The 20,092-nt window shown below is 61.6% G+C and carries 22 protein-coding genes and 1 tRNA gene; 11 read left to right on the top strand and 12 right to left on the bottom strand.

The genetic code is table 11. From position 1 onward, the window contains the following. The first annotated feature begins 388 nt into the window (after positions 1–388). Positions 389–562 (top strand): hypothetical protein, encoded by a 174-nt coding sequence (locus JQ641_RS33670; RefSeq protein WP_212000694.1) that lies wholly within the window; start codon positions 389–391, stop codon positions 560–562. Between the two features lie 283 nt (positions 563–845). On the opposite strand, the gene JQ641_RS33665 is transcribed toward JQ641_RS33670, so the two are convergent. From JQ641_RS33665 to JQ641_RS38925, 3 genes are all read right to left on the bottom strand, one after another. Next, entirely contained in the window at positions 846–1,049 is a 204-nt protein-coding gene (locus JQ641_RS33665) for a hypothetical protein (protein ID WP_212000692.1), read from the bottom strand. A 148-nt stretch (positions 1,050–1,197) separates the two neighbouring features. Further along, positions 1,198–1,419: a hypothetical protein gene (locus tag JQ641_RS33660; protein ID WP_212000690.1), complete on the bottom strand. Its 222-nt coding sequence runs from the start codon at positions 1,417–1,419 to the stop codon at positions 1,198–1,200. Positions 1,420–1,458: 39 nt separating this feature from the next. Then, positions 1,459–1,680: an ATP dependent DNA ligase gene (locus JQ641_RS38925; RefSeq protein WP_502755022.1), complete on the bottom strand. Its 222-nt coding sequence runs from the start codon at positions 1,678–1,680 to the stop codon at positions 1,459–1,461. A gap of 324 nt (positions 1,681–2,004) precedes the next feature. Between JQ641_RS38925 and JQ641_RS33655 the strand changes: the two genes are divergently transcribed. Further along, complete coding sequence (locus tag JQ641_RS33655) at positions 2,005–2,232, top strand: hypothetical protein (RefSeq protein ID WP_249151045.1); 228 nt, start codon at positions 2,005–2,007, stop codon at positions 2,230–2,232. 2,137 nt (positions 2,233–4,369) lie between these two features. On the opposite strand, the gene JQ641_RS33650 is transcribed toward JQ641_RS33655, so the two are convergent. After that, complete coding sequence (locus tag JQ641_RS33650) at positions 4,370–4,759, bottom strand: response regulator (protein WP_212000688.1); 390 nt, start codon at positions 4,757–4,759, stop codon at positions 4,370–4,372. 167 nt (positions 4,760–4,926) lie between these two features. Then, positions 4,927–5,127: a hypothetical protein gene (locus tag JQ641_RS33645; protein WP_212000686.1), complete on the bottom strand. Its 201-nt coding sequence runs from the start codon at positions 5,125–5,127 to the stop codon at positions 4,927–4,929. A 148-nt stretch (positions 5,128–5,275) separates the two neighbouring features. Between JQ641_RS33645 and JQ641_RS33640 the strand changes: the two genes are divergently transcribed. From JQ641_RS33640 to JQ641_RS33620, 5 genes are all read left to right on the top strand, one after another. After that, positions 5,276–6,130, top strand: a complete 855-nt coding sequence (locus JQ641_RS33640; RefSeq protein ID WP_212000685.1) for a hypothetical protein — start codon at positions 5,276–5,278, stop codon at positions 6,128–6,130. A 78-nt stretch (positions 6,131–6,208) separates the two neighbouring features. Then, a complete protein-coding gene (locus JQ641_RS33635) occupies positions 6,209–6,796 on the top strand; it encodes a hypothetical protein (RefSeq protein WP_212000684.1) in 588 nt (195 codons plus the stop codon). Further along, complete coding sequence (locus JQ641_RS33630) at positions 6,793–7,578, top strand: metallophosphoesterase (protein ID WP_212000683.1); 786 nt, start codon at positions 6,793–6,795, stop codon at positions 7,576–7,578. Before JQ641_RS33635 ends, JQ641_RS33630 begins: the two co-directional genes overlap by 4 nt. A gap of 68 nt (positions 7,579–7,646) precedes the next feature. Continuing rightward, positions 7,647–8,000, top strand: coding sequence for a DUF6634 family protein (locus JQ641_RS33625; RefSeq protein WP_212000682.1), 354 nt, complete (start codon positions 7,647–7,649; stop codon positions 7,998–8,000). Positions 8,001–8,160: 160 nt separating this feature from the next. Next, a complete protein-coding gene (locus JQ641_RS33620) occupies positions 8,161–9,435 on the top strand; it encodes a DUF2130 domain-containing protein (protein WP_212000681.1) in 1,275 nt (424 codons plus the stop codon). 128 nt (positions 9,436–9,563) lie between these two features. Here JQ641_RS33620 and JQ641_RS33615 read toward each other — a convergent pair whose 3' ends face one another. Then, positions 9,564–9,992, bottom strand: coding sequence for a hypothetical protein (locus JQ641_RS33615; protein ID WP_212000680.1), 429 nt, complete (start codon positions 9,990–9,992; stop codon positions 9,564–9,566). 72 nt (positions 9,993–10,064) lie between these two features. Continuing rightward, a complete protein-coding gene (locus JQ641_RS33610; RefSeq protein ID WP_212000679.1) occupies positions 10,065–10,706 on the bottom strand; it encodes a hypothetical protein in 642 nt (213 codons plus the stop codon). Positions 10,707–11,700: 994 nt separating this feature from the next. On the opposite strand from JQ641_RS33610, the gene JQ641_RS33605 reads away from it, so the two are divergent. Then, a complete protein-coding gene (locus JQ641_RS33605; protein ID WP_212000678.1) occupies positions 11,701–12,354 on the top strand; it encodes a nucleotide-binding protein in 654 nt (217 codons plus the stop codon). 481 nt (positions 12,355–12,835) lie between these two features. Continuing rightward, on the top strand, positions 12,836–13,834 hold the full coding sequence (locus JQ641_RS33600) for a plasmid recombination protein (RefSeq protein WP_212000677.1): 999 nt from the start codon (positions 12,836–12,838) through the stop codon (positions 13,832–13,834). A gap of 66 nt (positions 13,835–13,900) precedes the next feature. On the opposite strand, the gene JQ641_RS33595 is transcribed toward JQ641_RS33600, so the two are convergent. The 5 genes from JQ641_RS33595 to mnmA form a co-directional block, all read right to left on the bottom strand. After that, complete coding sequence (locus tag JQ641_RS33595; protein ID WP_249151042.1) at positions 13,901–14,182, bottom strand: hypothetical protein; 282 nt, start codon at positions 14,180–14,182, stop codon at positions 13,901–13,903. Between the two features lie 93 nt (positions 14,183–14,275). Further along, positions 14,276–14,352: transfer RNA gene (locus JQ641_RS33590), tRNA-Met, on the bottom strand. Between the two features lie 115 nt (positions 14,353–14,467). After that, a complete protein-coding gene (locus JQ641_RS33585; protein ID WP_212000676.1) occupies positions 14,468–14,833 on the bottom strand; it encodes a hypothetical protein in 366 nt (121 codons plus the stop codon). 56 nt (positions 14,834–14,889) lie between these two features. Then, complete coding sequence (locus JQ641_RS33580; protein WP_212000675.1) at positions 14,890–15,528, bottom strand: class I SAM-dependent methyltransferase; 639 nt, start codon at positions 15,526–15,528, stop codon at positions 14,890–14,892. 35 nt (positions 15,529–15,563) lie between these two features. After that, on the bottom strand, positions 15,564–16,766 hold the full coding sequence (mnmA, locus tag JQ641_RS33575) for a tRNA 2-thiouridine(34) synthase MnmA (protein ID WP_212000674.1): 1,203 nt from the start codon (positions 16,764–16,766) through the stop codon (positions 15,564–15,566). A gap of 367 nt (positions 16,767–17,133) precedes the next feature. Between mnmA and JQ641_RS33570 the strand changes: the two genes are divergently transcribed. Both JQ641_RS33570 and JQ641_RS33565 read left to right on the top strand, forming a co-directional pair. Further along, positions 17,134–18,753: a flagellar hook-length control protein FliK gene (locus JQ641_RS33570; RefSeq protein ID WP_212000667.1), complete on the top strand. Its 1,620-nt coding sequence runs from the start codon at positions 17,134–17,136 to the stop codon at positions 18,751–18,753. A gap of 11 nt (positions 18,754–18,764) precedes the next feature. Continuing rightward, entirely contained in the window at positions 18,765–19,463 is a 699-nt protein-coding gene (locus tag JQ641_RS33565; RefSeq protein ID WP_212000665.1) for a flagellar hook assembly protein FlgD, read from the top strand. The last annotated feature ends 629 nt before the right edge of the window (positions 19,464–20,092 follow it).

The following is a 20,092-nucleotide window of genomic DNA, read 5'->3' as shown; positions in this document are numbered from 1 at the left end:
GCGGTCGCGGGCTTGAGCACCGAATCTGGCGCCGGCGAGTCGATCTACTTCAGGAAAGCTCGGCCAAGGTCGGCGATCTGCCACCCTCTGGTGGCATCTCGAATGACGTAACCGCTAGAGAATATGATTATGTCTAGGTCTGGCGCACGAGCGGCAAGGCGCTTCATCCTTTGCGACCAATCCATGCCGCTGGAAATCAGGATAGTAACGGATCTCGTGACGTCAGTGTGCGATGCACACCCGCCAGGGTGTCCCTCCAGACCCTTCAGGACCGTGATCTGAAAACTCACGCAACGCCCCACACTGTTACCTCGTCAAGAATACACCCTACGCCGGTTGGTGGAACAAAGGATTCCCCTCCCCGTTAACGGCCAAACGGGAGGCTGACATGGCTGTGAATAAACCTAAAGGCGATAATGCTCGCAAGGGCGCAGTGAAGAAACGGACGCAGCTGAAGAACCCGCTCACTAAGACTTCCACCAAGCGCAACAAGGTTGGCGGGCAGTTCATGGCTGTCAAGAAGAGCGCGAAGAAATTCAAAGGCGTTCGGCGCGAGAAATAATGGGCCGCTTGTTCATTGGGATCATCGTTATCAGCGTTCTGATCTTACTGGGTCTCTACCTGCACGTGGTTGCGTTGTAGGTGCTTCGGCCCTTCAGCGCGGACACACTGGCAAAACACTAGCAGCCATGGACCATGCCTTGTCGGGATTATTTTCGCGGACGAAGCCTACTCCCGGGCATATCGGACAGGCATACTTCATATTTCGTCATAGGAACACGCGGCCCCTGCTCCTAACGATCGCAGGCATCCCGCGCGCCCTGATAACGGCCGTGCTTGGAGGTTCAGGCCGCCGCATCCATCTTTCGATCGCGTCTATAGGCCTCATAAACAGTAATCGCGCCGTTCGACAGCAACAGCCGATGCCGCACGCCCTTGCGCATCATGTCTTCCACGATCTGCATCAAAAAGCGGTTGGCAAATACGCCGTCGTCGATCTGACCGGTCTTCTCCAGATAATCCCACGCGATTTGCACCGCGTATTCCATCAAGCAAGGGCGTCATGAAGTTAAAACGCCGGACGCGAACCACGGTTCCTGTGCTCACAACGAAAAGACCCCCGAACCGAAGCCGGAGGTCTTACAGTCACTCGGGGTGCATCCGCCCTTAGTGACACCACTCTAGCGCATTGTTGCGCTATGATTTGCTTTCGCGGGCGAGGCGTTCCGCCTTCAGCCTTTCGAAGTTGGCTCGGAAGGCGTCATCTTCTTTCTTGCGCTCGGAGAGGACCTTCTCGGCTTCCTGACGAGCCTTCTCCTTTTTGGCCGCTCGCTCTTCCTTCGTAGCCGGTCGCTGTTCTTGAGTCTCGTAATCCATGGTCGTTAACGCTTTGTAGCGTGGGATGTTCCATGCGGGCATCACCGTGAACTGCGTTGAAAAATACGCTTCGGTTCCCCACTATTTCCGTGACAGCCCCTTAAACGAGCCTTGCCGTAACAGACCCTCAGAGGTGATGTCTCGGTACTCGACCTCAGCAAAAAACGACGGCTCACCCCAGATGGCTTGATTCGGGACTGACGACTGTATCAAGCTCTTTGCGGATTTGGCTTGAGACAGCGCGACCCGAACTTCACCGTAGTAGACGTGCCACGATCGCAGTCCAATCGGGCTTGCCGACACACGCTAGGCAATGGCGCTGGATTGCGGGTTTTATCCACTGTCACATCGCGGTCGCTCGCGCTCGGAGCTACGCTGCAACCTTCGACGAAGCGCGGGCAGGTTTCGAACGAGCCTGGACGAACTATCTGCCACGCTGCACGGAAGCCGACACGAGTACCGGCCCGGGCGGGCATGGACGGCTTGGAAATACGCCATGTATGCCGCTGGCCTGCAGCTGCCGACCCAATCGACCAGTGGACAGGCACGGTGTTTCTGTGGCGCCACGATCGATATGGCGGTAACCGATCGGCACGTTAACGATGCGCATATGGATTCGGAACACGCATGAAGTTCAGCACCGACCGCCCCTACTCCGATCCTGAAAAGGCCGCTTGCAAGCTGCTGGATTTCGCCAATGCGACCGAGCCGGTAGACGGAAAGATTTACGTTGAGAAAATAAACGCTCCGATGCTCTACTTGGAGCGCGCCACCCCGGCCGAATACAACGCCGGCCTTGATCGCGCGATTTCGCGCGGCTGGCTTGTTGCTGCACGAGAGCGGGACGTACGTTAAATTCACCCAAGCCGGGACCGAGCTGTTCGGCTAGGACCCAATTCTTCCTGCAGCGATTGACTGGGCGGCCGGGATCAATCCCGGCCGCGCCTTGCCACGGAAGGCTGTCATGGTTGAATCCTCACCCCGCTTCCTTGTTAGGAAAGACGGCAGCGGCACAAATTGGATGGTGTGGGACCGACTATTAAAGCGACCAGCCAGGCTTAAGGGCGAGGAGCTTGTGAAGCTGGCATTCTCGGCCGCTGAAGCCCTCCGGGATTCTCTGAACGCTAGTCCACCGACCCTTGGCTGACCGTCGGCATTGGCCGCCGCTTAACGTTCCAAAGCGTTCTTCACGGAGCCCTTGCGTGTATTGTCGCCCTTCGGCTTGTTGAGCTGCCATTCCTCGTCTCCTACGACCTATCCGGAGCTACACGTTCGCAACCGCGTCAGATCTCTTAAGAATCCGCCGGCCTGGGGCCGGATTGCTGATGCGACCACTTCGTCACTCTGACGCGGTCATTGCCACTTATTCCCGATACCGTGCATTGTCACCTAGCGAGTTGACAGGATCAGCTGAGAAAACGGGGATATCTTCCCGTACGCGCTAGACTCCAATTTAGAGCGTCTCTAAGTTTTTCCTTAGTTCGGGATTAATGCCATGCTGGAATACCGCGCCTATTTGGTTGGTCCGGACAGCCACGTCACGGATAGGGTCGAAATAGCCTGCATAGACGAGGCTGAGGCCAAACAATGGGCCGCTCGTTGTTGATGGATGCACTATTGAAATATGGCAGGGTGACCGTAAGGTCGTGACGTTTCCCACTAAGGACTAATCCTCTCGCGCGGCCTCTTTGACCGGCAACACTTCAATACACATGCCTGTCATTTTGCCTGGCAACGGCCGCAAATGCCAATTTATCCCGCTGCTATGCCTAAACCGCTACCCAGACCATGCCCAAAGTGCGGAATGTGCATGACGGGAAAATCGACGACAGGCCGGCGCCGAACTGTTCGCCTGAGAACGCAAAAGCCGCCCATTCAGTTATAGTACGCCCACAAAGGCAGAAACGATCAAGATTGCCGCCCCCACCGCTAGGATTATCACATCAACTATTACGCGTCGCTTGGCAGATTCGGTCATGGCTGAACTCTCCATCCACGGGAAACGGCGTTGTCTGACCAATCGCGACCGAGCACTGTGCGTCAGCTCACATACATATCGAGAACGTTCACTGAGGCGGGTTAATCTGTTGATCTAAACAACCTGCGCTTCGATCACCGGGCCATTCCTGTTCAAAGAAGGCGCCAGCCCGGCCGAATACAAATGGCTAGATCTCGCGATTGGTGCTGGCGGTGTGCATCGTTGTCGCTGCCCTGGTTTTGCCGTCCTCGTATGGAGCGGGAGCCAAGCTGGTTGTCGCCCGTTGGGCTCCCCAGTTCGTTTCAACATTGCCGTCGGAGAATCCGCCGCCACCCGCCCCGCAGTCGCCATCTACCGTTCAAGTGGCCGCGGCGGAGGCAACACCACCGCAAGCAACGCCCTTGCCCCAACCCGCACCGCAAGACACCGCGCCGCCTTACTGTTTGGGGTGTCCTCGATCTTGCTCGCAAGTAACAGTCAAGCTGCGGCAGCCTCTTGAAGTTCTTCCTTGCAGTCGCTGATGTTGCGCTCAGAGTCAGCCAGCTTATCGGCGGCCTTCTCTCGGCACCGACGAAAACCGTGCCGGAGCAAGCAACGGGAAGTGGCGAGCTCTGCTGAATAACCTCGCTGGATTGCTGCGCAGGTCACGCAGCCCATGGGCATGCATGCCCCATTCGTTAGCCGATGGCTTATGGCATCGATGGAGTGCCTCGTGCCTTACGCGGCACTATCCGCTCGTGCTGTCGTCGCTCTTTCCGGGCTCAGGCAGCGCGCCCGCACCTGGCGTTTTGCTGTTGTCCGTCAGCTCTGGTTTGGCGTGGGGTCCCGCTGCGGGAGTTTTTGACGATTGCTGAGCGCGCTTTTTGTCTTTGGGTTGGTCTTCCCCGCGTGCGTCTCGAACTATGCCGTGGTCTTTGCTGTTTTCCATGCAAGACAAGTCCCGCATGGGGCTGTAGTTCCCAAGGGCCACCTCCCAGCCCGCAAGACCCAACCGCGTCGCCCGCTGGGCTGACTTCAGTGAATTCCGCTAGTTGGACCGTCGTTCAGGAGCTGCGAAACCGCGGTGACAAGCTGCGCCGGCGCAAAGGGCTTTGTCAGCAGAATGCTGTTCGGAACACCTTCGACAGCCCAATCGTCGGTGTTTCCCCCCGTGATGTAGACAACGGGCAAGGCGGGATCAAATGCCCTGGCTCGCAGCGCAACTGACCAACCTCTGACGCGGTCTCTACCAAAGGAGATATCGACGATAATCGCGCGGTATTTATTGGCGTTCAATAGCAGCGCCGCTTCCTCACCCGTTGAAGCGACCGTTGGCGAATAGCCGGCATCGCTGAGCGTTTCTTCGACGATACTCTGAATTGAGGTGTCGTCATCGACTACGAGAACCGGAATGACCTCGTTCATAACTGCCTCCAGCGCTTCTTCAACCGATACGCGACAAGACGCAATAAGTTCCCGATCAGAGCCAAGAAGACGAGGAAGCTGCGAGGTGAGCGACTGCTGTCACCCCATTCGCTTCAGCGCCACAATTCCAGCGGCTCCAACGCAAGTGCGCTCTCAACCGTTTACAGCTATGCCCGCGCCCTCCTCTTCGCGAGCCAATCCCGCAAGAGTCCTTCAACGGTACTCGATACCTTCGTCCCATCCTCAATCGCGGCGATCTTGGCGGCCTTGATCAGCTCTTCATCAATGATGACCATTAGCGGCTTTTTGCCAGCTGGTGCCCTGGGGCCGCTCCTGCTCTTCATCTCTCTCGCGGACCTTTTGGCCATCCAACCCTCCCGATTCGAACGTTAACCATAATGCAATTCGGGCGGTAGACGTGCAACAACTTTGCACTTGCGCACGCGTGCGCAGCTGACATGGTGCGCATGAGCAGTTACCTTTGGATCCGACTGATCACCACGCATTGAGAGAAACATGCAGATTGACCCCGCCTTTGGATTGCTGACGACGGACGAGGCCATCTCTCGCGCTACCAAGCAGGTCGTTGCCAGCGCCCTGGACGCGACTTCTTCGATCGACCCGATTATCGGCACCGAGTTTTCCCGCGCGTTCTCATTCTTTGGATTGGTCGTTCAGCAACATGGCCTCCTGATCCAGAGGGTCCTTGCTGATACTTTGGCGGCCAGTGAACGCTTCGAAATCCTAACTGAAAGCCCCATTCCGATCACGGCCGCTGCACTTGACCTCTTGACCTCTGACAATTCCGAAAAGCATCTCGCCAGCATCAAGCTGAAATCGGACTCCCGCGTGGTGCGGTCGGCGATGATGGACATCACGGTCATTGACCAGGAAAAGCGCTGGGCTGGCGTCTACGACGTAAAGCGAGGGAATGGGGAGACTACGTGGAAGTCGCGCAAGCCGATCGAAAACGATCTGCGCGCGGCACGCCTGGTTCTTCAATCCCATCTCAAGAAGCTCGGACATGACGTCGATCATGTCGATTCTGCGGTGATCGACTATTATGGGCGCTCCGGCTTTCCTCGCAACATCAAGATCAACGGCGACGAACTCGATCGGCACTTCGGAGTTCCGATTACGACCAAGATCAACAACATGACGACTGCGCTCTGTGACGAAGTTCATGCCGGCCTGCTCCAGATTCTGGAGCCGATGATTGCCAAGCTGACCACCTCTCGCACCAAGGTCGCCGTGGAACACGCGGTGGAACAGCCGGCGCGTACCGCGCCGGATCAGCGCACGCGGGTCGCCGACATTTTGTCGGCCAGGCCGCGCGGCCCGGACCAGTGGCACACCAGCCTCGCACGCTAGTTCGCTACGCAGCCACCGCTCCGCTGGCTTCTGCGGCGGACGCTGTAGGTGGAGCTTTCTTGGTTTGGGAGTACAACGATGAGCGACAAACTGAAGGTGCTGAAGGGCGAGCCTCAGCATGAGAAAACGAACGACCACGAGATCGGAAATTCGCCGAGCGTCCGTCAGAGCGAGTGTACCGTGTTGGACAATCCGGCTCGGCGCCCTTGGCCGTTCGCCCCTTCCGACGCCTCGCCCTTGGCATGGTGGCGGACGCTGCCGTCGGACGCGTTCGGGGACACCGAGCGCCTGCACCTGCTGACGACGCTCAAACAAATCGACGTACTCCACGGCGGTGACGACTTCGCGCCAGCGCTCGAGGGCGACCTGTCGGCCGCGATCGGCGTCGCCTTCGCCCTGATGCCGATCGGGGAACTGAACCTGAAGATCGACATCGCCATGACGGCGCTGCTGCGGTGTGCACTGGAGCGCAACGCGGCGGCGGCGCTGGTGTTGGCGCAGGTCCTGGGCTTGACCGACCTTGGCCACTCCTTCGCGACGGAGCTGGTTGCTTCGTGGCTGGCCTACGGTAGGCGCTGCTCGGACAATCCGCGCAAGTTCATCGAGGTCGAGACCGTGCTGCTGGCTGCTTTCCGGGAACGTCACCACTATGGAGATGACGCGTGAGGGTCCAAATCTTTTCAGATTTGCACGTCGACGTCTTTCCGATCAAGCCCATCACCATTGTCCCCGGCGTCGATCTCGTGATCGTCGCCGGCGACACCTGTGAGGGCGCCCCGCGCGCGTTCGAACACCTACGCCGGCTTGTACCGATGGACATCCCGATCGTGATGGTGATGGGCAATCACGAATACTACCGCCGATTCGTCCCCGACGAACTGGCGTTGGCTCGCTCGCAGGCGCCCAACTTCAATATCCGTCTGATTGAGAATGATTCCGTTACGCTCGGCGTTGGTGGCAACAGCGGCGTCCGCTTCGTCGGCGCCACACTCTGGACCGATTACGGTGTTTTTGGCGAAGTGAAACAAGCAGCGGTGATGAGCGCCTGCGCCGGGGGCATGAACGACCACCGCCTGATCGGTTGGCAGAAGAAGCCGTGGCTGAGATTCCGGCCGCAAGAAGCGGCGTTGCTGCATCACCGGTCGAAGGCCGCCATCACCGAGACGCTCGCGGCGCCGTTTGCCGGGCCGACCGTGGTGGTCAGCCATCACGCGGTGCATTGGGACTCTATCCATTCCAGGTTCCGCAGCGATCACCTGACCGGCGCGTACATCTCGGACCTGTCCGAGTTGATCGAGACCTACCAGCCGACGTTGTGGGTGCATGGCCACGTCCACAACTCGTCCGACTATCTCGTCGGCAAGGCGAGGGTCCTATGTAACCCACACGGCTACGGGACCGAGAACCCCAACTTCGATGGCGCCCTGGTGGTGGAGGTCGGCCAGTGAAGGTTTCCACTTCCGCCCCGGCGCGCCCGCCTTCCTCCGCTCACGCTTCGTCTTGCTGAGAGTTGCCCGTGCTTACTCGCCAATTCCCCTTTCTCGACCCCGCGCGCATCGAGCCCAACCTGGCCCGTCGGCTGCGCGCCTTGGCTGACGACTGCGAGCACCTCGAGCTCCGCCGCCCTATCTCGCCCGTCCTGTTGGAAAAAGCGCCTCTGCTCGAAGATTGGGTGGCGACGGTGACGCCGCTGGGCTTGCACCTTGTTGGATACGTGACCGGCCATTTCCTTCAGGGCGACCGCAGAATCGCAACCTCCCCGGTTTGGTTTGCCGATCCTGACGGCACCTGGGCCCGCACCCTGTCCCGCTACTATCGGCTTGGCCGGCCCCTCCACCGCGATGATGCCCTCCGCGCCACGAGGAACTGACATGACGCACGATCCCGACGAAAAGCCCAAACCGACGGCCACGCACAGGGCTTGGCCATTGCCGCGACCGGCGCGATTGCCGGGGATAACGCCACGCCACGCCCCGAGCGACGCCGGAAATCCCGATACAATACCGAGCAATCACCACAGGACGTACACCGTGACCGACCCTCAGATCCTCTGCACGAACTGCGGCACCGAGATCAAGCTGACCGAATCGTTGGCGGCCCCGATCGTCGCCGCGACCCGCAAGCAGTTCGAGGCGCAGCTTGCGGCCAAGGAAGCCGATTTCGGTCGCCGTGAGGCCCACCTCAAGCAGACGCAAGTCGACCTCGCCAAGGCGCGCGAAGCCATCGATGAACAGGTTGCAGCCAAGCTCAAGGCCGAGCGCGCCGCCATCGCCGACGCCGAGGCAAGGAAGGCCCGTCTGGCGCTGGCCGATGATCTTGGCCAGCGCGACCGCCAGCTTGCGGAACTGCAGCAGATGCTGGCCACGAACAACGCGAAGCTCGCCGAAGCCCAGCAGGCGCAGACCGACATGCTGCGCAAGCAGCGTGAGCTCGAAGACGCCAAGCGCGAGGTCGAGCTCACCGTAGAAAAAAAGGTGCAGGAGAACCTTGCGACCGTTCGCGACAAGGCCAAGTTGGAAGCAGAGGACGCTCTGAAGTCCAAGGTCACCGAAAAGGAGACCCAGATCGCCGGCATGGCGCGCCAGATCGAGGAACTTCGGCGCAAGGCTGACCAGGGCTCGCAGCAGCTGCAGGGCGAAGCCCTCGAGATCGAGCTGGAGTTCCTTCTCCGCGGCCGCTTCCCGCGTGACCAGATCGAGCCGGTGGCCAAGGGCGAGTTTGGCGGCGATGTGCTGCATCGCGTGCTCGCGGCAAACGGACAGCGCTGCGGCACTATTCTCTGGGAGTCGAAACGGACGAAGGCCTGGAACGGCGCCTGGCTTGCCAAACTGCGCGATGACCAGCGCGCCGCCAAAGCGGAGATCGCGCTGATCGTCTCAAGCGTTCTTCCCAAAGAGGTCGAGAGTTTCGACCTTATCGATAATGTCTGGGTAGCGGAGCCGCGATTTGCGATTCCACTCGCAATCGCGCTGCGCCAGTCGCTGATCGACGTCGCCGCCAGTCGACAGGCGCAGGAAGGCCAGCAGACCAAGACCGAGTTGATGTATGACTATCTCACCGGCCCGCGGTTCCGACACCGCATCGAGGCCATCGTGGAAAAATTCACCGACATGCAGGCCGACCTCAATCGCGAGCGCGCCACCATGACACGGTCGTGGGCCAAACGTGAGGCACAACTCAACAGCGTGCTCGATTCCACCGCCGGCCTTTACGGCGACCTCCAGGGCATCGCCGGTAGCGCCATGCAGGAGATCGAGAGGCTGGATGTGCCGATGATCGAGACGAAGAGCGAGGCGGCGGAATAGCTGCCTTGCCAATTGCTCCAAACGCGACGCCCGCAATCGCATGTTATGGAGGGGCTATCCAGGGAGCAAATGCGCGATCAGTGATTCTTCACATCAGCCCACGCGCGTAGTTTTCCTTGGCGCCGCGCTCACAGTGAGGGCGCATCGGGCGGGGACTCGCTCATTCGCTCCTCCTTCTCGGCCCTCCGCAACTCATCCATCGTCGGCAACATCGTTGGCAACTTTCCCGCGGGTCCCAGGATCGGCTCCAGCCGCCGGATCAGATCGCGAATCTGAGCGTCCCGCTTTTGCAGCACATCCGCACGCCAGAGCCTCAGGATTTCATGACCGAGTTCATCGAGATCATTGCTCTCCCACGCGCGATCCTCAGCTCGCGCCACGAAAACCGTACCCTTGTAACCGTTTCCCTCGACAACCCAGTACGCGTCTCCCCGTGCCAACCGGTGGATACGAAGGACAAACGAGTCGCCGCCGGAATAGTTGCCCAGCTCGAATCCCAGAATGTTTCCACCTTCACCGAGCTTGGCCCGCAACAACATGTTGTCAGAACGTGACATCACCAATTTCCTTTCCTACGTCAGTTTCAGAATGCGGCGGACAAGGGCAATCATGACCCCATCGCCACGGTTCTAAGGTTTCCTGTCTGGTCGCTTGCCACCCAAAATCCAACCGAGGATCCGAGCTCGGACCCCTCCCCGCTGGCGCACCTCGCAAAACCTGAGCGTGACGGAGGGGTCTCGCAAAGCGAAAGAGGCAGCTTCCAGTGGCTCCTTCGCACCGCCCGCGGCCGCGACCTCGCTGAAGTCGCGGAGCAATGCGCTCGCAGCCTCCAGGAGCGCAACATCGCCAACCAAACGCGCCATGCAATTAGCCAGCTTCTCGTTTGCATCCGCGATTTTTGCCATCTGCAACAGGCCGCCGGTCCGGGCCACCTTGGCGATCAACGCTGCGTCACCGGGAGACGAAGCAGCACAGTCGACGATCTCGCGAAGCGAAGGATCCGACACGAGCCCGTCCAAGGCGCGGTGAAACCCACGATCTTGAACAAGCCTCGCCGCCACCATCTTGATGGTCTCTTTCAACACCGGATCATCCTTCGGCATTTTCACGCTGAATTGGTGCCGATTGGCGGCCTCGTCCTCCTGCCGCTGCTTTCGTTTCCGCTTGGTGTCGGAAGAGACATCGTCTTCCATGCCGGCGTCGGTTTCGTCTTGCTGGGTCACCGAAAGCTCGTCGACGGAGACGTAGGCGGCGATCTCCTTCAGGCGCAAGTGCGCGAGCTCCCTGGCCGACGGTCGGCCGTGCCGCGAGCGTTCACCGCGTCCCGCACGGTCGCTATGGGCCTCGCCTTGCGAGGAAGGGTCTTCGTGGGCGTGCATCGTCATCCACCGTGACCAGTCCCGTGACCGGTCCGCTCCTAGGCTTGAACCACTCAAAACCGCCGCCAGATTCCGGACGGAGGTCCGCACTTGCGGTACGCATCGAAATCGGACGACCTGCGTCGAACGTCACTTCATCGGGATTGATTTGAGTGCCTTTTGGCCTCAAGGCCTAAGGCGTACATTTTGACCAAGGGCGTGGCTGCGCTTGGCGGGGAGTGGGCCGCTCGCAAAGCGTGCGAACGGGTTAACCCCTTCACTGTCTTCAGCCCGTTACGAGTTTCACCGTAGAACGGGCGACCACTTCTGGGTGGCAGACGCTCATAATATGGCTCGCACGGACATGCCCGGCAAGGCGGGGGACGTAGGCATGGTTAACGCAGAAGCAAGACTTCGCGGCCGGAGCGACGCACAGGCCGCGACACGGCGAGCCGGTGATCCCTTAGGCTAAGCGCTTTGCACCAGGGCCTTGACCCACGGCTTGTCTTTGTCGGCCGCGCGGACCGCGATCACGCTCCTTGGCCAACGATACGGTTGCAACCACTGCCGCTGAGCGCTATCGCGAAGCGACCCAGCCGTCGCCTCCAGCGCGGTCGCTGCCTCCGACAGTGATGCAGTGATGCAGTGATGCAGTGATGCAGTGATGCAGTGATGCAGTGATGCAGTGATGCAGTGATGCAGTGATGCAGTGATGCAGTATCGGCCCCTGTCTAGTCTCATGTTAGGCGTCGGGGCGGTTTTGATCGATTTTGCTGTGGACAAGTTTATCCAATTTTGCCGACTCCTTTTCCAAACGCAGAATCTCGCCTGAAGCAATCAGGGACTGTCCACAAATTTTGCTCTCGATTGCGCAATTTGATCCGCGGGCGTCCAGCTGGGATGCTCGATGACCGAAATTGGGCGCGGGCAAATGAAGGTTTTGGCGACAGTTCAACAGAAAGGCGGAACGGGGAAATCTACCGCGTCCCTGAATGTTGCCGTAGCGGCAGCGCTCCAGGGCTATCGCGTCGCCGTGCTCGACACCGACCCGCAAGGGTCGCTGCAGTTGTGGAGGAACTTGAGGAGAAAGCGTTGGCCGTGCGTGGAAGAGCTGCGTTCTGAGGCACTTGCCGGGTGGCTCGCACGCAATCGTCTCCTGTTTGACCTTGTTGTCGTCGACACGCCGGCGCACGACGGCAACACGATCGCCGACGCGGTCAATGTAGCCCATCTTGCTCTCATCGTTACCCAGCCCACCATGCTGGCGACGTCGGTCGCAATGCGTCTCAGGAACCTGTTCATTGATCACGACATCCCTTTTGCGATCCTTCTGTCCCAAACGCCGCCGACCCTGACCGCCCGCCTCGTTCAATGGACCGACAACCATCGCCGGTTGGGCACGGTCGTGCAGGGACAGCTCGCCTACCGCTTCGCGTATCAGGACGCCATCGCGGTCGGCATGGGGGTGGTCGAATATGAGCCGGACGGCCGCGCAGCTACCGAGGTTCAGATCGTCACCGAGTGGATTTTGCGCCGACTGGAGCTGCTCAATGAGCCGTAACCCCAAGGAAGCCCTCGATGCAGGTTCGCGGCATCTTCGCGATGCCCTCACCTATTCGCAGTCCAACCGTTCTCAGGGCCCGGCCGGGGAAACCTTGCGGACGACCGTCTCTATGAGGCCGGACCTTCATGGCGCGCTGCGCATGTTGGCGGCCACCCAAGGATGCCGGCTGAACGACCTCATGCTCGTTGCGATGGAGGACCTGCTGGTGCGGCAGGGCATCCTTTCGGGTGATGTCAGCCGCCCTGCCCTTCGTCGGCGACTCGAGACGACCCAACGAGCGAGGCCGAGCGAACGTCCTGTCGCCCCCCTCCCGTCCGACCGGACATCAGAGTAGAGAGCCATGCCGTAATCATCGGACCGTAAGTCGGCCGGCGAACGACATCTAGTGAACCGACTAGATGTTGCCGAAAACCGGATTGACAGCGCTTCCCTCTTGCAGCCATCCGGAAGATGGTGGGCCAGAGGGAGCTCTCTCACCATGGGTTACCAGTTTTTTCGTAAGAACGTATACGCCCGGCGCGGCGCCCACAAGTGGCGGTCCAAGCGGCGAAATCCGTCTCTCTTCAATATCCGCGACGAAATGGTCCGGGCGCCGCACGCATGCAGCCATGTGGCGGAGCCCAGAGAGCCGCGAGTGCTCTTTGGCCGGTCTCCGATAGAGTCCTTCGCATTGGCATCGACGCGCGCCGATCAGGCGGTTGATCAGCGCGGGCACAAACTGCGGTGCGACAGCCCGGTCGTCGCGGTCGGCGTCGCGAGCTGGCCCGATACGGTCGCCGAAATCGAGAGCGATCCGCAGAAGATGGCCGAGTACGAACACTGGCGCGCCCTGACGATCGCGTGGCTCGCCGACAAGTGGGGCGAGAACCTTCAGTGCGTCGTCGAACACCTGGACGAACCTCACCCGCATGTTCACTGGGTGGTCACTCCGGACCTCCAGGAGAACCGGCTGCTTCAGATCCAGAGCGTGCATCCCGGCTACGAGGCAAACGCGGCGTCGAAGGCCCGCGGCGAAACCAAGCGCGAGCAGAAGCAGGCCTATAAGGCCGCCATGAAGGCACTGCAGGACGACTATTACGAGAACGTCGCCGCGCATTGCGGCCTCACCAGGCTGGGCCCTCGCCGGCAGCGCCTGAACCGTGAGGAGTGGACGGAGCAGCAGCGTCAGGCCAAGTCGCTGGCGAACGCCCGCGCCAGCCTGATGGCCGATCTCGACAAGGCGAAGGCACAGGCGAAACAGGTTATCGATGATCGGATCGCAAAGACCCAGGCGGAGGCGCAGGCTCGCGTGACCGACGTCACGATGCAGATGCATCAGCGCATCGAGGCGGTGAAGCAAAAGGCCCGGCAGCGGATCTCGGAGCAGCAGAAGGTGACGACCAAGCTGGAAAGCGAACTTACTCTTAAGGAGGAAGCGCTTCGGTCCGCTCTGGCCCTTCTGGAGGAGTACGGGATCGGACTGCCGTCACCTTCGTAAAATGACCCTTTCCGCTCGCGCAACCACTATTCTCCAGGCAATGCAGCGGCCTGCGCCGCGACACCGTCACGGCCCTTCCCGCCGGCCGGGGTCGTCGACGAGGCGCAGGACAACGCCGCGCTCCGGCGTCGCCGGCTTCGGCGACTCCTTCGAACGGGCTGCCTCGAGCAGCGCGGCGATTTCGGCGCCGACAACGCTGCCCCGCTCGAACAGCCGGCGCGCCACCGCGATCAGCACCGTCCGGTTGGCCTCGAGCAGGTCATGGCAGGCGCGGTCTGCCTCGGCGAGCTCGATGCCGACCGCGGCGCGGATGTCGACGTAGCGGAGAAACTCCTCCGCGCGGCGCATTGATCCGCGACCAGCCCGGATGTATCAATGAGATATCCCTCGTGGCGCAGATCAATCGGCCAAGCATGGAAAATCAACGGGTTATGGGGAGTGTGGTAGCGAGAGAGGGACTTGAACCCCCGACCCCAGGATTATGATTCCCGTGCTCTAACCAGCTGAGCTACCTCGCCACGGTTCACCGTCACGGCTCTAATATACCGCAGTCGCGAACGCGCGGCATATAAGGAGTCGGTCGCCGACCTGTCAAGCAAACCCGCTTGGTTCGAAAAGTGCCTGCAAACGGCGCTATTTGGGCCGGATCGAGGGGTCGCCGCCGGGGCTGCCGGGCGGCGGAATCACCGGCGTTTTGCCGCCACCGGGCGCCGGTGCATGCATTTCGGGATCAATGCCGGCGGGCGGGCAGAGTACGCCATCGGAACGGGCCAACCTTTCGCCGAGCGGTTCGGCCCGCTGGCCGGTGGTGGTGCCTTCCGGTGCTGCCGCGCCGGAATGCGGCGCTGGATGCATCGGCGCGCAATTGGCGGTCCGCGCGAGCGATGGCGGCGCGGTCGGAGCCGGGGGAGTGGCCGGACTAGGCGGGGCCTGCGCCGCCGCCACGCCGGAGGCCGCCATCAGAACACACGACAGAAAGAGCGAGCGTTTTATTGCCATGCAGGGAAAACGGTCCGCAGCCGCGGATGTTCCAGACTATTTCAAGACTTGCAATTTCAGGACTTGCGGAAGCGGATCAGCGAAAAATGCCCCATCGGCGGCATCGGCCGCCGTTCGGTCAGGCTGACGCCGCCATGCTTGGCAGCCCAATTGGTCAATCGTTCCCAGGGGAATTCCGGCCGCCAGCCGAGCCGTCGCGCCAGCGGTGCGAAGGCGAGTTCAAAGACGCGCCGCGGGCCGCTTTCGGCGCCGATGTGATTGACCAGGATGAGTTCGCCGCCGGGCTTCAGCACGCGGATGAAATCATCCAGCGTGCGTTCGGGATCCGGCACCGCGGTAATGACATATTGCGCCACCACCGCGTCGAAGAACGAATCCTTGAACGCCAGATTCTTGGCATCCATCACCGCGAGCGTTTCGACATTGGAAAGGCCGAGCGTGCGAACCCGCTGTTGCGCCCGGCGCAGCATCGGTTCGGAAATATCGACGCCGCACAATTTGGTGCTGCGCGAATAATCCGAAAGCGACAATCCGGTGCCGACCCCGACGTCGAGAATGCGCCCGCCGATCTTGTCGGCTTCCGCGATCGTCGATTGACGGCCGTGCTCGAACACCTTGCCGAACACGAGATCGTAGACCGGCGCCCAGCGCCCATAAGCCTTTTCGACCCCCTCGCGGTCGATGTCCGCAGTCATTCCCTTAAGCCCCCGCCCTTATGCCCCGCATTTTTTTAGCCGCGCATCACCTCGGCAAGCGGCGGTGAAGTTGCCGCCTGTGCCCCTGCCCTCGCCGCGGCGTTCCGCGCGGTCGCACTTCTGATGAATCCGCCGCCAAGCACGCGCGCCTGCCCCGAGGGCGCGTCGTAAAACACGCAGGCCTGGCCCGGCGAAACGCCCTCTTCGCCGGCGACGAGTTCGACTTCATAGCCGCCATCGACCGCACGCAGCCACGCCGGCTGCGGCGGGCGCGTCGAGCGCACGCGCACGAACATCTCGATGCCCGCGCCGATCACGCGCTCCAGCGCGCCATCGCCGATCCAGTTGACGTCGCGCAGCTGGATACGGTCCATCCGCAGCGCCTCGCGCGGTCCCACCACGACGCGGCGGCTGGCGGCATCGAGCTTGACGACATAGAGCGGCGCGGCTGACGCGATGCCCAATCCCTTGCGCTGGCCGACGGTGAAATGAACGATGCCCTGATGCTGGCCGATGATTTGGCCGTCGAGATCGACGATGTCGCCGGGCTCGATCGCGCCGGGCTTCAGGCGGCCGATGATGTCGGTGTAGCGACCGGTCGGGACGAAGCAGATGTCCTGGCTGTCCTGCTTGTCGGCGACCTCGAGGCCAAAGCGCCGCGCCAGTTCGCGCGCCTGCGGCTTGGTCATGTCGCCGAGCGGAAAGCGCAGATAGTCGAGCTGCTCGCGCGTGGTCGCGAACAGGAAATAGCTCTGGTCGCGATCGGCGTCGGCCGCGCACACCAGCGCCCGCGATCCGTCAGCGAGGCGGCGCGAGGCGACATAATGTCCGGTCGCAAGCGCGCTGGCGCCAAGCTCGCGCGCGGTCGACAGCAGGTCGCGAAATTTGACGGAGCGGTTGCACTCGATGCACGGCACCGGCGTTTCGCCGAGCGCGTAAGAGTCGGCGAAATTGTCGATCACCGACTCGCGAAAACGGCTTTCGTAATCGAGCACGTAATGCGGAATGCCGATCCGCTCGGCGACGTTGCGGGCATCGTGAATGTCACGGCCGGCGCAGCAGGCGCCCTTGCGATGGGTGGCCGCGCCATGGTCGTAGAGCTGCAGCGTGATGCCGACCACGTCGTAGCCCTCGGACTTCAGCAAGGCAGCCGTCACCGAGGAATCGACGCCGCCAGACATGGCGACCACGATCCGTGTGTCCTGGGGGCGGCCTTCGAGGTCCAGACTGTTCGGCATGGCAGGTCAATCGGCTTCAATCGCGAGGCAGCGCCGCGCGGCAAGAGTTCAAAAAAGCCTTTTACATATAAGGCTTTATGGCCCGGTCCGGCCCTTTTTGGCCGGACCGGAAGCCCGCTCTTTAATATAGGCCGTATTCCCGGGAGGCAATCAGCCGGACCGGGTTTTGGGCCGGCAATAGACGGCAAATCTTGCCGCCGGGCAGAAAAGGGGGCCGGCCCATGGCCTCCGCGGCGGACCCGGAATCAAATTAAGGCATTGAAATAACAAGATATTTTCCAACAATCCAGCGTGGCCCGGTCCTTGCTCAGAGGTAGCCAAGGTTTCAGCGCGAGGGTCGCCCGTGGTTAGTGTCACGTCAGAACTAATGGCAAACGTGTCTTTTCAAGGCGCGACGGCGAGGTCCGGGCGGCCGGATTCCGACCAGACGGCCGGAAACGACAGCTTTGCGGCGCTGGTCGACAGCAACAAGGCCGCAGGCAACAACGACCACCGTTCCCAAGACACTGCGCCGCGACGCGCCGATGATTCGCAAAGCCCAGTGGACAACCGGGCGCGCGACAACGCCGCCGCATCGGACAAGGCGGCTTCGGACAAAGCGGCATCCGACAAGGCCGCGCGCAGCGACGCGCGCCAGGACGCCACCAACCGCGATGCCGGCAGCAACGACAACGCCGAGGCGGACACCACTGACGCAACCCGCCGCTCCAAGCCGAAATCGAAGTCCGACACTTCGAAACCGGACGAGACCAAGGCGGAAGGCAAGCCCGCTTCCGGCGAAGGCGCTGCGGCCACCGATCAGACCGAAGCCAAACAGGATACGACAGCGATGGTAACGGCCAACGCCGTTGCATCAGTGATTCCTGCCGCCACGGCGACGGCGCAAGCCTCAACCGCCAAAGCCACAACCGATACCGCGACGGAGCCGCTTGCGATCGCCGCGGCCGCCATTGCCGCTACCGCCTCGCTCACCGGGGCAACCACTCCGGCGGCCGATGCCGGCGCAAATCCGGCTGCGACCGCCAACGCGGCCAAGATAGAGGGCGCGAAGGTCGAGTCCCAAACGGCGGTCAACGTAGCCGTCACCGCGCAGGCCACGCCCGCCGACACCACGGTCACAGGCATCGCATTGGCTGCATCCGCAGCTGCGACGGCTGCCGGCGTGTCGAAAACCGCAACGCAAGCCAAGACGACGGTCGCGACGAAAGAAGCCGCTGCGACAACAGGCGAGTCCGACAAGGCTGCCGGCACGATCGCCGCTCCCGCAGCTCCGGCACCCGGCACTATCGTTCCATCAGTCACGCCGCAGGCGGAAGTCGCAGGCCAGCCGAAAGCCGAGAACGGCGTCATCGATGCCGCGAAGGCTGATGTCGCAGGCAACGGCGCTCCCGCACCTTCGGCCAATGCGGCCACCCATGCGCATCCGGTCACGACCGACGTCAGCCAGACGCTGGCTGGCGCATCGAACAACGGCTTGCAGGCCGCAGGCGCGATCCAGACGCAGCAGCCGGCATCTTCCACCACGCCGGCACCCCAGCTCAACGTCGCGGTCGCGACATCAGCGGCGGTGCCGCTCAGCGGGCTCGCGATGGAAATCGCAGCGTCAGCCAAGAGCGGCAAGAGCCGTTTCGAAATCCGGCTCGACCCGGCCGAGCTTGGCCGCATCGACGTCCGCATCGATGTCGATCGCAACGGCCACGTCACCTCGCATCTGACGGTGGAACGGCCGGAGACGCTGTCGATGCTGCGCCAGGACGCCAACCAGCTGCAGCGCGCGCTCGACAATGCCGGGCTTTCGACCGGCAATAGCGGGCTGCAATTCAGCCTGCGCGATCAATCCTCGCAGGGCCAGAACGACGGCAACCAGTCCAATCCCAATGCCCATCGGCTGGTCGTCAGCGAAGAAGACAGCATTCCGGCGGCGGTTGCCGGCCGCAACTATGGCCGCATGCTCGGAGCGAGCGGCGGCGTGGACATCAGGGTTTAACGGAGAGCGTTATGGCAATCGATGCAACCATGCCGACACCGATCGTCTCGGCGGCCGGAACGGGCAGTTCGACCTCCACCAGCTCCACGTCCTCGACGGCGACGACGGGGATCGCGGACAATTTCCAGACCTTTCTGACGCTGCTGACGACGCAGCTGCAGAACCAGAATCCGATGGATCCGCTCGACACCAACCAGTTCACCCAGCAGCTGGTGCAGTTCGCCGGCGTCGAGCAGCAGCTGCGGTCCAACGAGCAGTTGAAGTCGCTGATCGAAATCGAAAAGAGCGCCCAGGCGACGCAGGCGCTGGTCTATGTCGGCAACACGGTGGCGGTCGACGGCAGCAAGGCGCAGTTCGACAAGTCGGCGACCTGGAATTTCAAGTCGGAGAAAGACACCACGGCATCGATCACGATCACCAACTCGACGGGACAGACGGCCTATTCCGGCAGCTATACGCTGAAGCAGGGCGGCTCCAGTTTCGTCTGGGACGGCAAGGGCAATGACGGCGTGCAGTGGCCGGCCGGCACCTACACCCTCACCGCGACCGGCAAGGACAGTTCAGGCAACAACGTCTCGATCTCCACCGAAGTCCAGGGCGTCGTGGATTCGGTCGACCTCAGCGCCTCCCCGCCGCTGCTCTCGATCGGCGGGCAAAGCTACACGACCGACAAGATCAAGCGCGTGGTGCGCCCGTCGACCACGAGCTAGCGCAACAAGCTGACGGGCCTGAACGTCCTCAGTCTCTCTCCGCGTCATTGCGAGCGAAGCGAAGCAATCCATTTCACGACTTGCTGAGGCATGGATTGCTTCGCTGCGCTCGCAATGACGCGGTCAGACTTTGGATTCAAATTTCAAACAGCCCTTGCCGTCATCGCCCGGCTTGACCGGGCGATCCAGTACGCCGCGGCTTCTCGATTCAATCATCAGCGTCTCTGGAATACTGGATCGCCCGCCTTCGCGGACGATGACAGCTGAATATGTGTGGCCGCGATCTCGCGACGCATTGCGCCCGAGCTATGCCAGAAATTCCTTGCCCCCAAATAAGAGGGCGCAGGGAAGACCGGGTGCGCGCTGCACCCGCGGTCCCGTGTGCGGATTGCACAAAACAAAGTGCACACGAGCATACAGGGCAGCGGTGAACACCCGGCCTTCCCTGCGCAATGGCTTTACGGCTTATGCCGTGATCTCCCCGGAGACGAGTTCTTGGTTGACTCCGTCGCTGCCGGTTCAGCTCGCGCTTCTCCGACAGCTTGACGCCGGCAACGGGCGCCAGGACCACACGGTTTTGCCGTACGCTTATCCACGCCGTCGTCAGGCGTGAACCAGCGTCCACCGCA

The sequence above is a fragment of the Bradyrhizobium sp. JYMT SZCCT0180 genome (assembly GCF_018130165.1).
Taxonomy (GTDB): Bacteria; Pseudomonadota; Alphaproteobacteria; order Rhizobiales; family Xanthobacteraceae; genus Bradyrhizobium.
The sequence above is the reverse complement of the archived record's forward strand: the minus strand, read 5'-3'. Positions and strand labels throughout refer to the sequence as shown.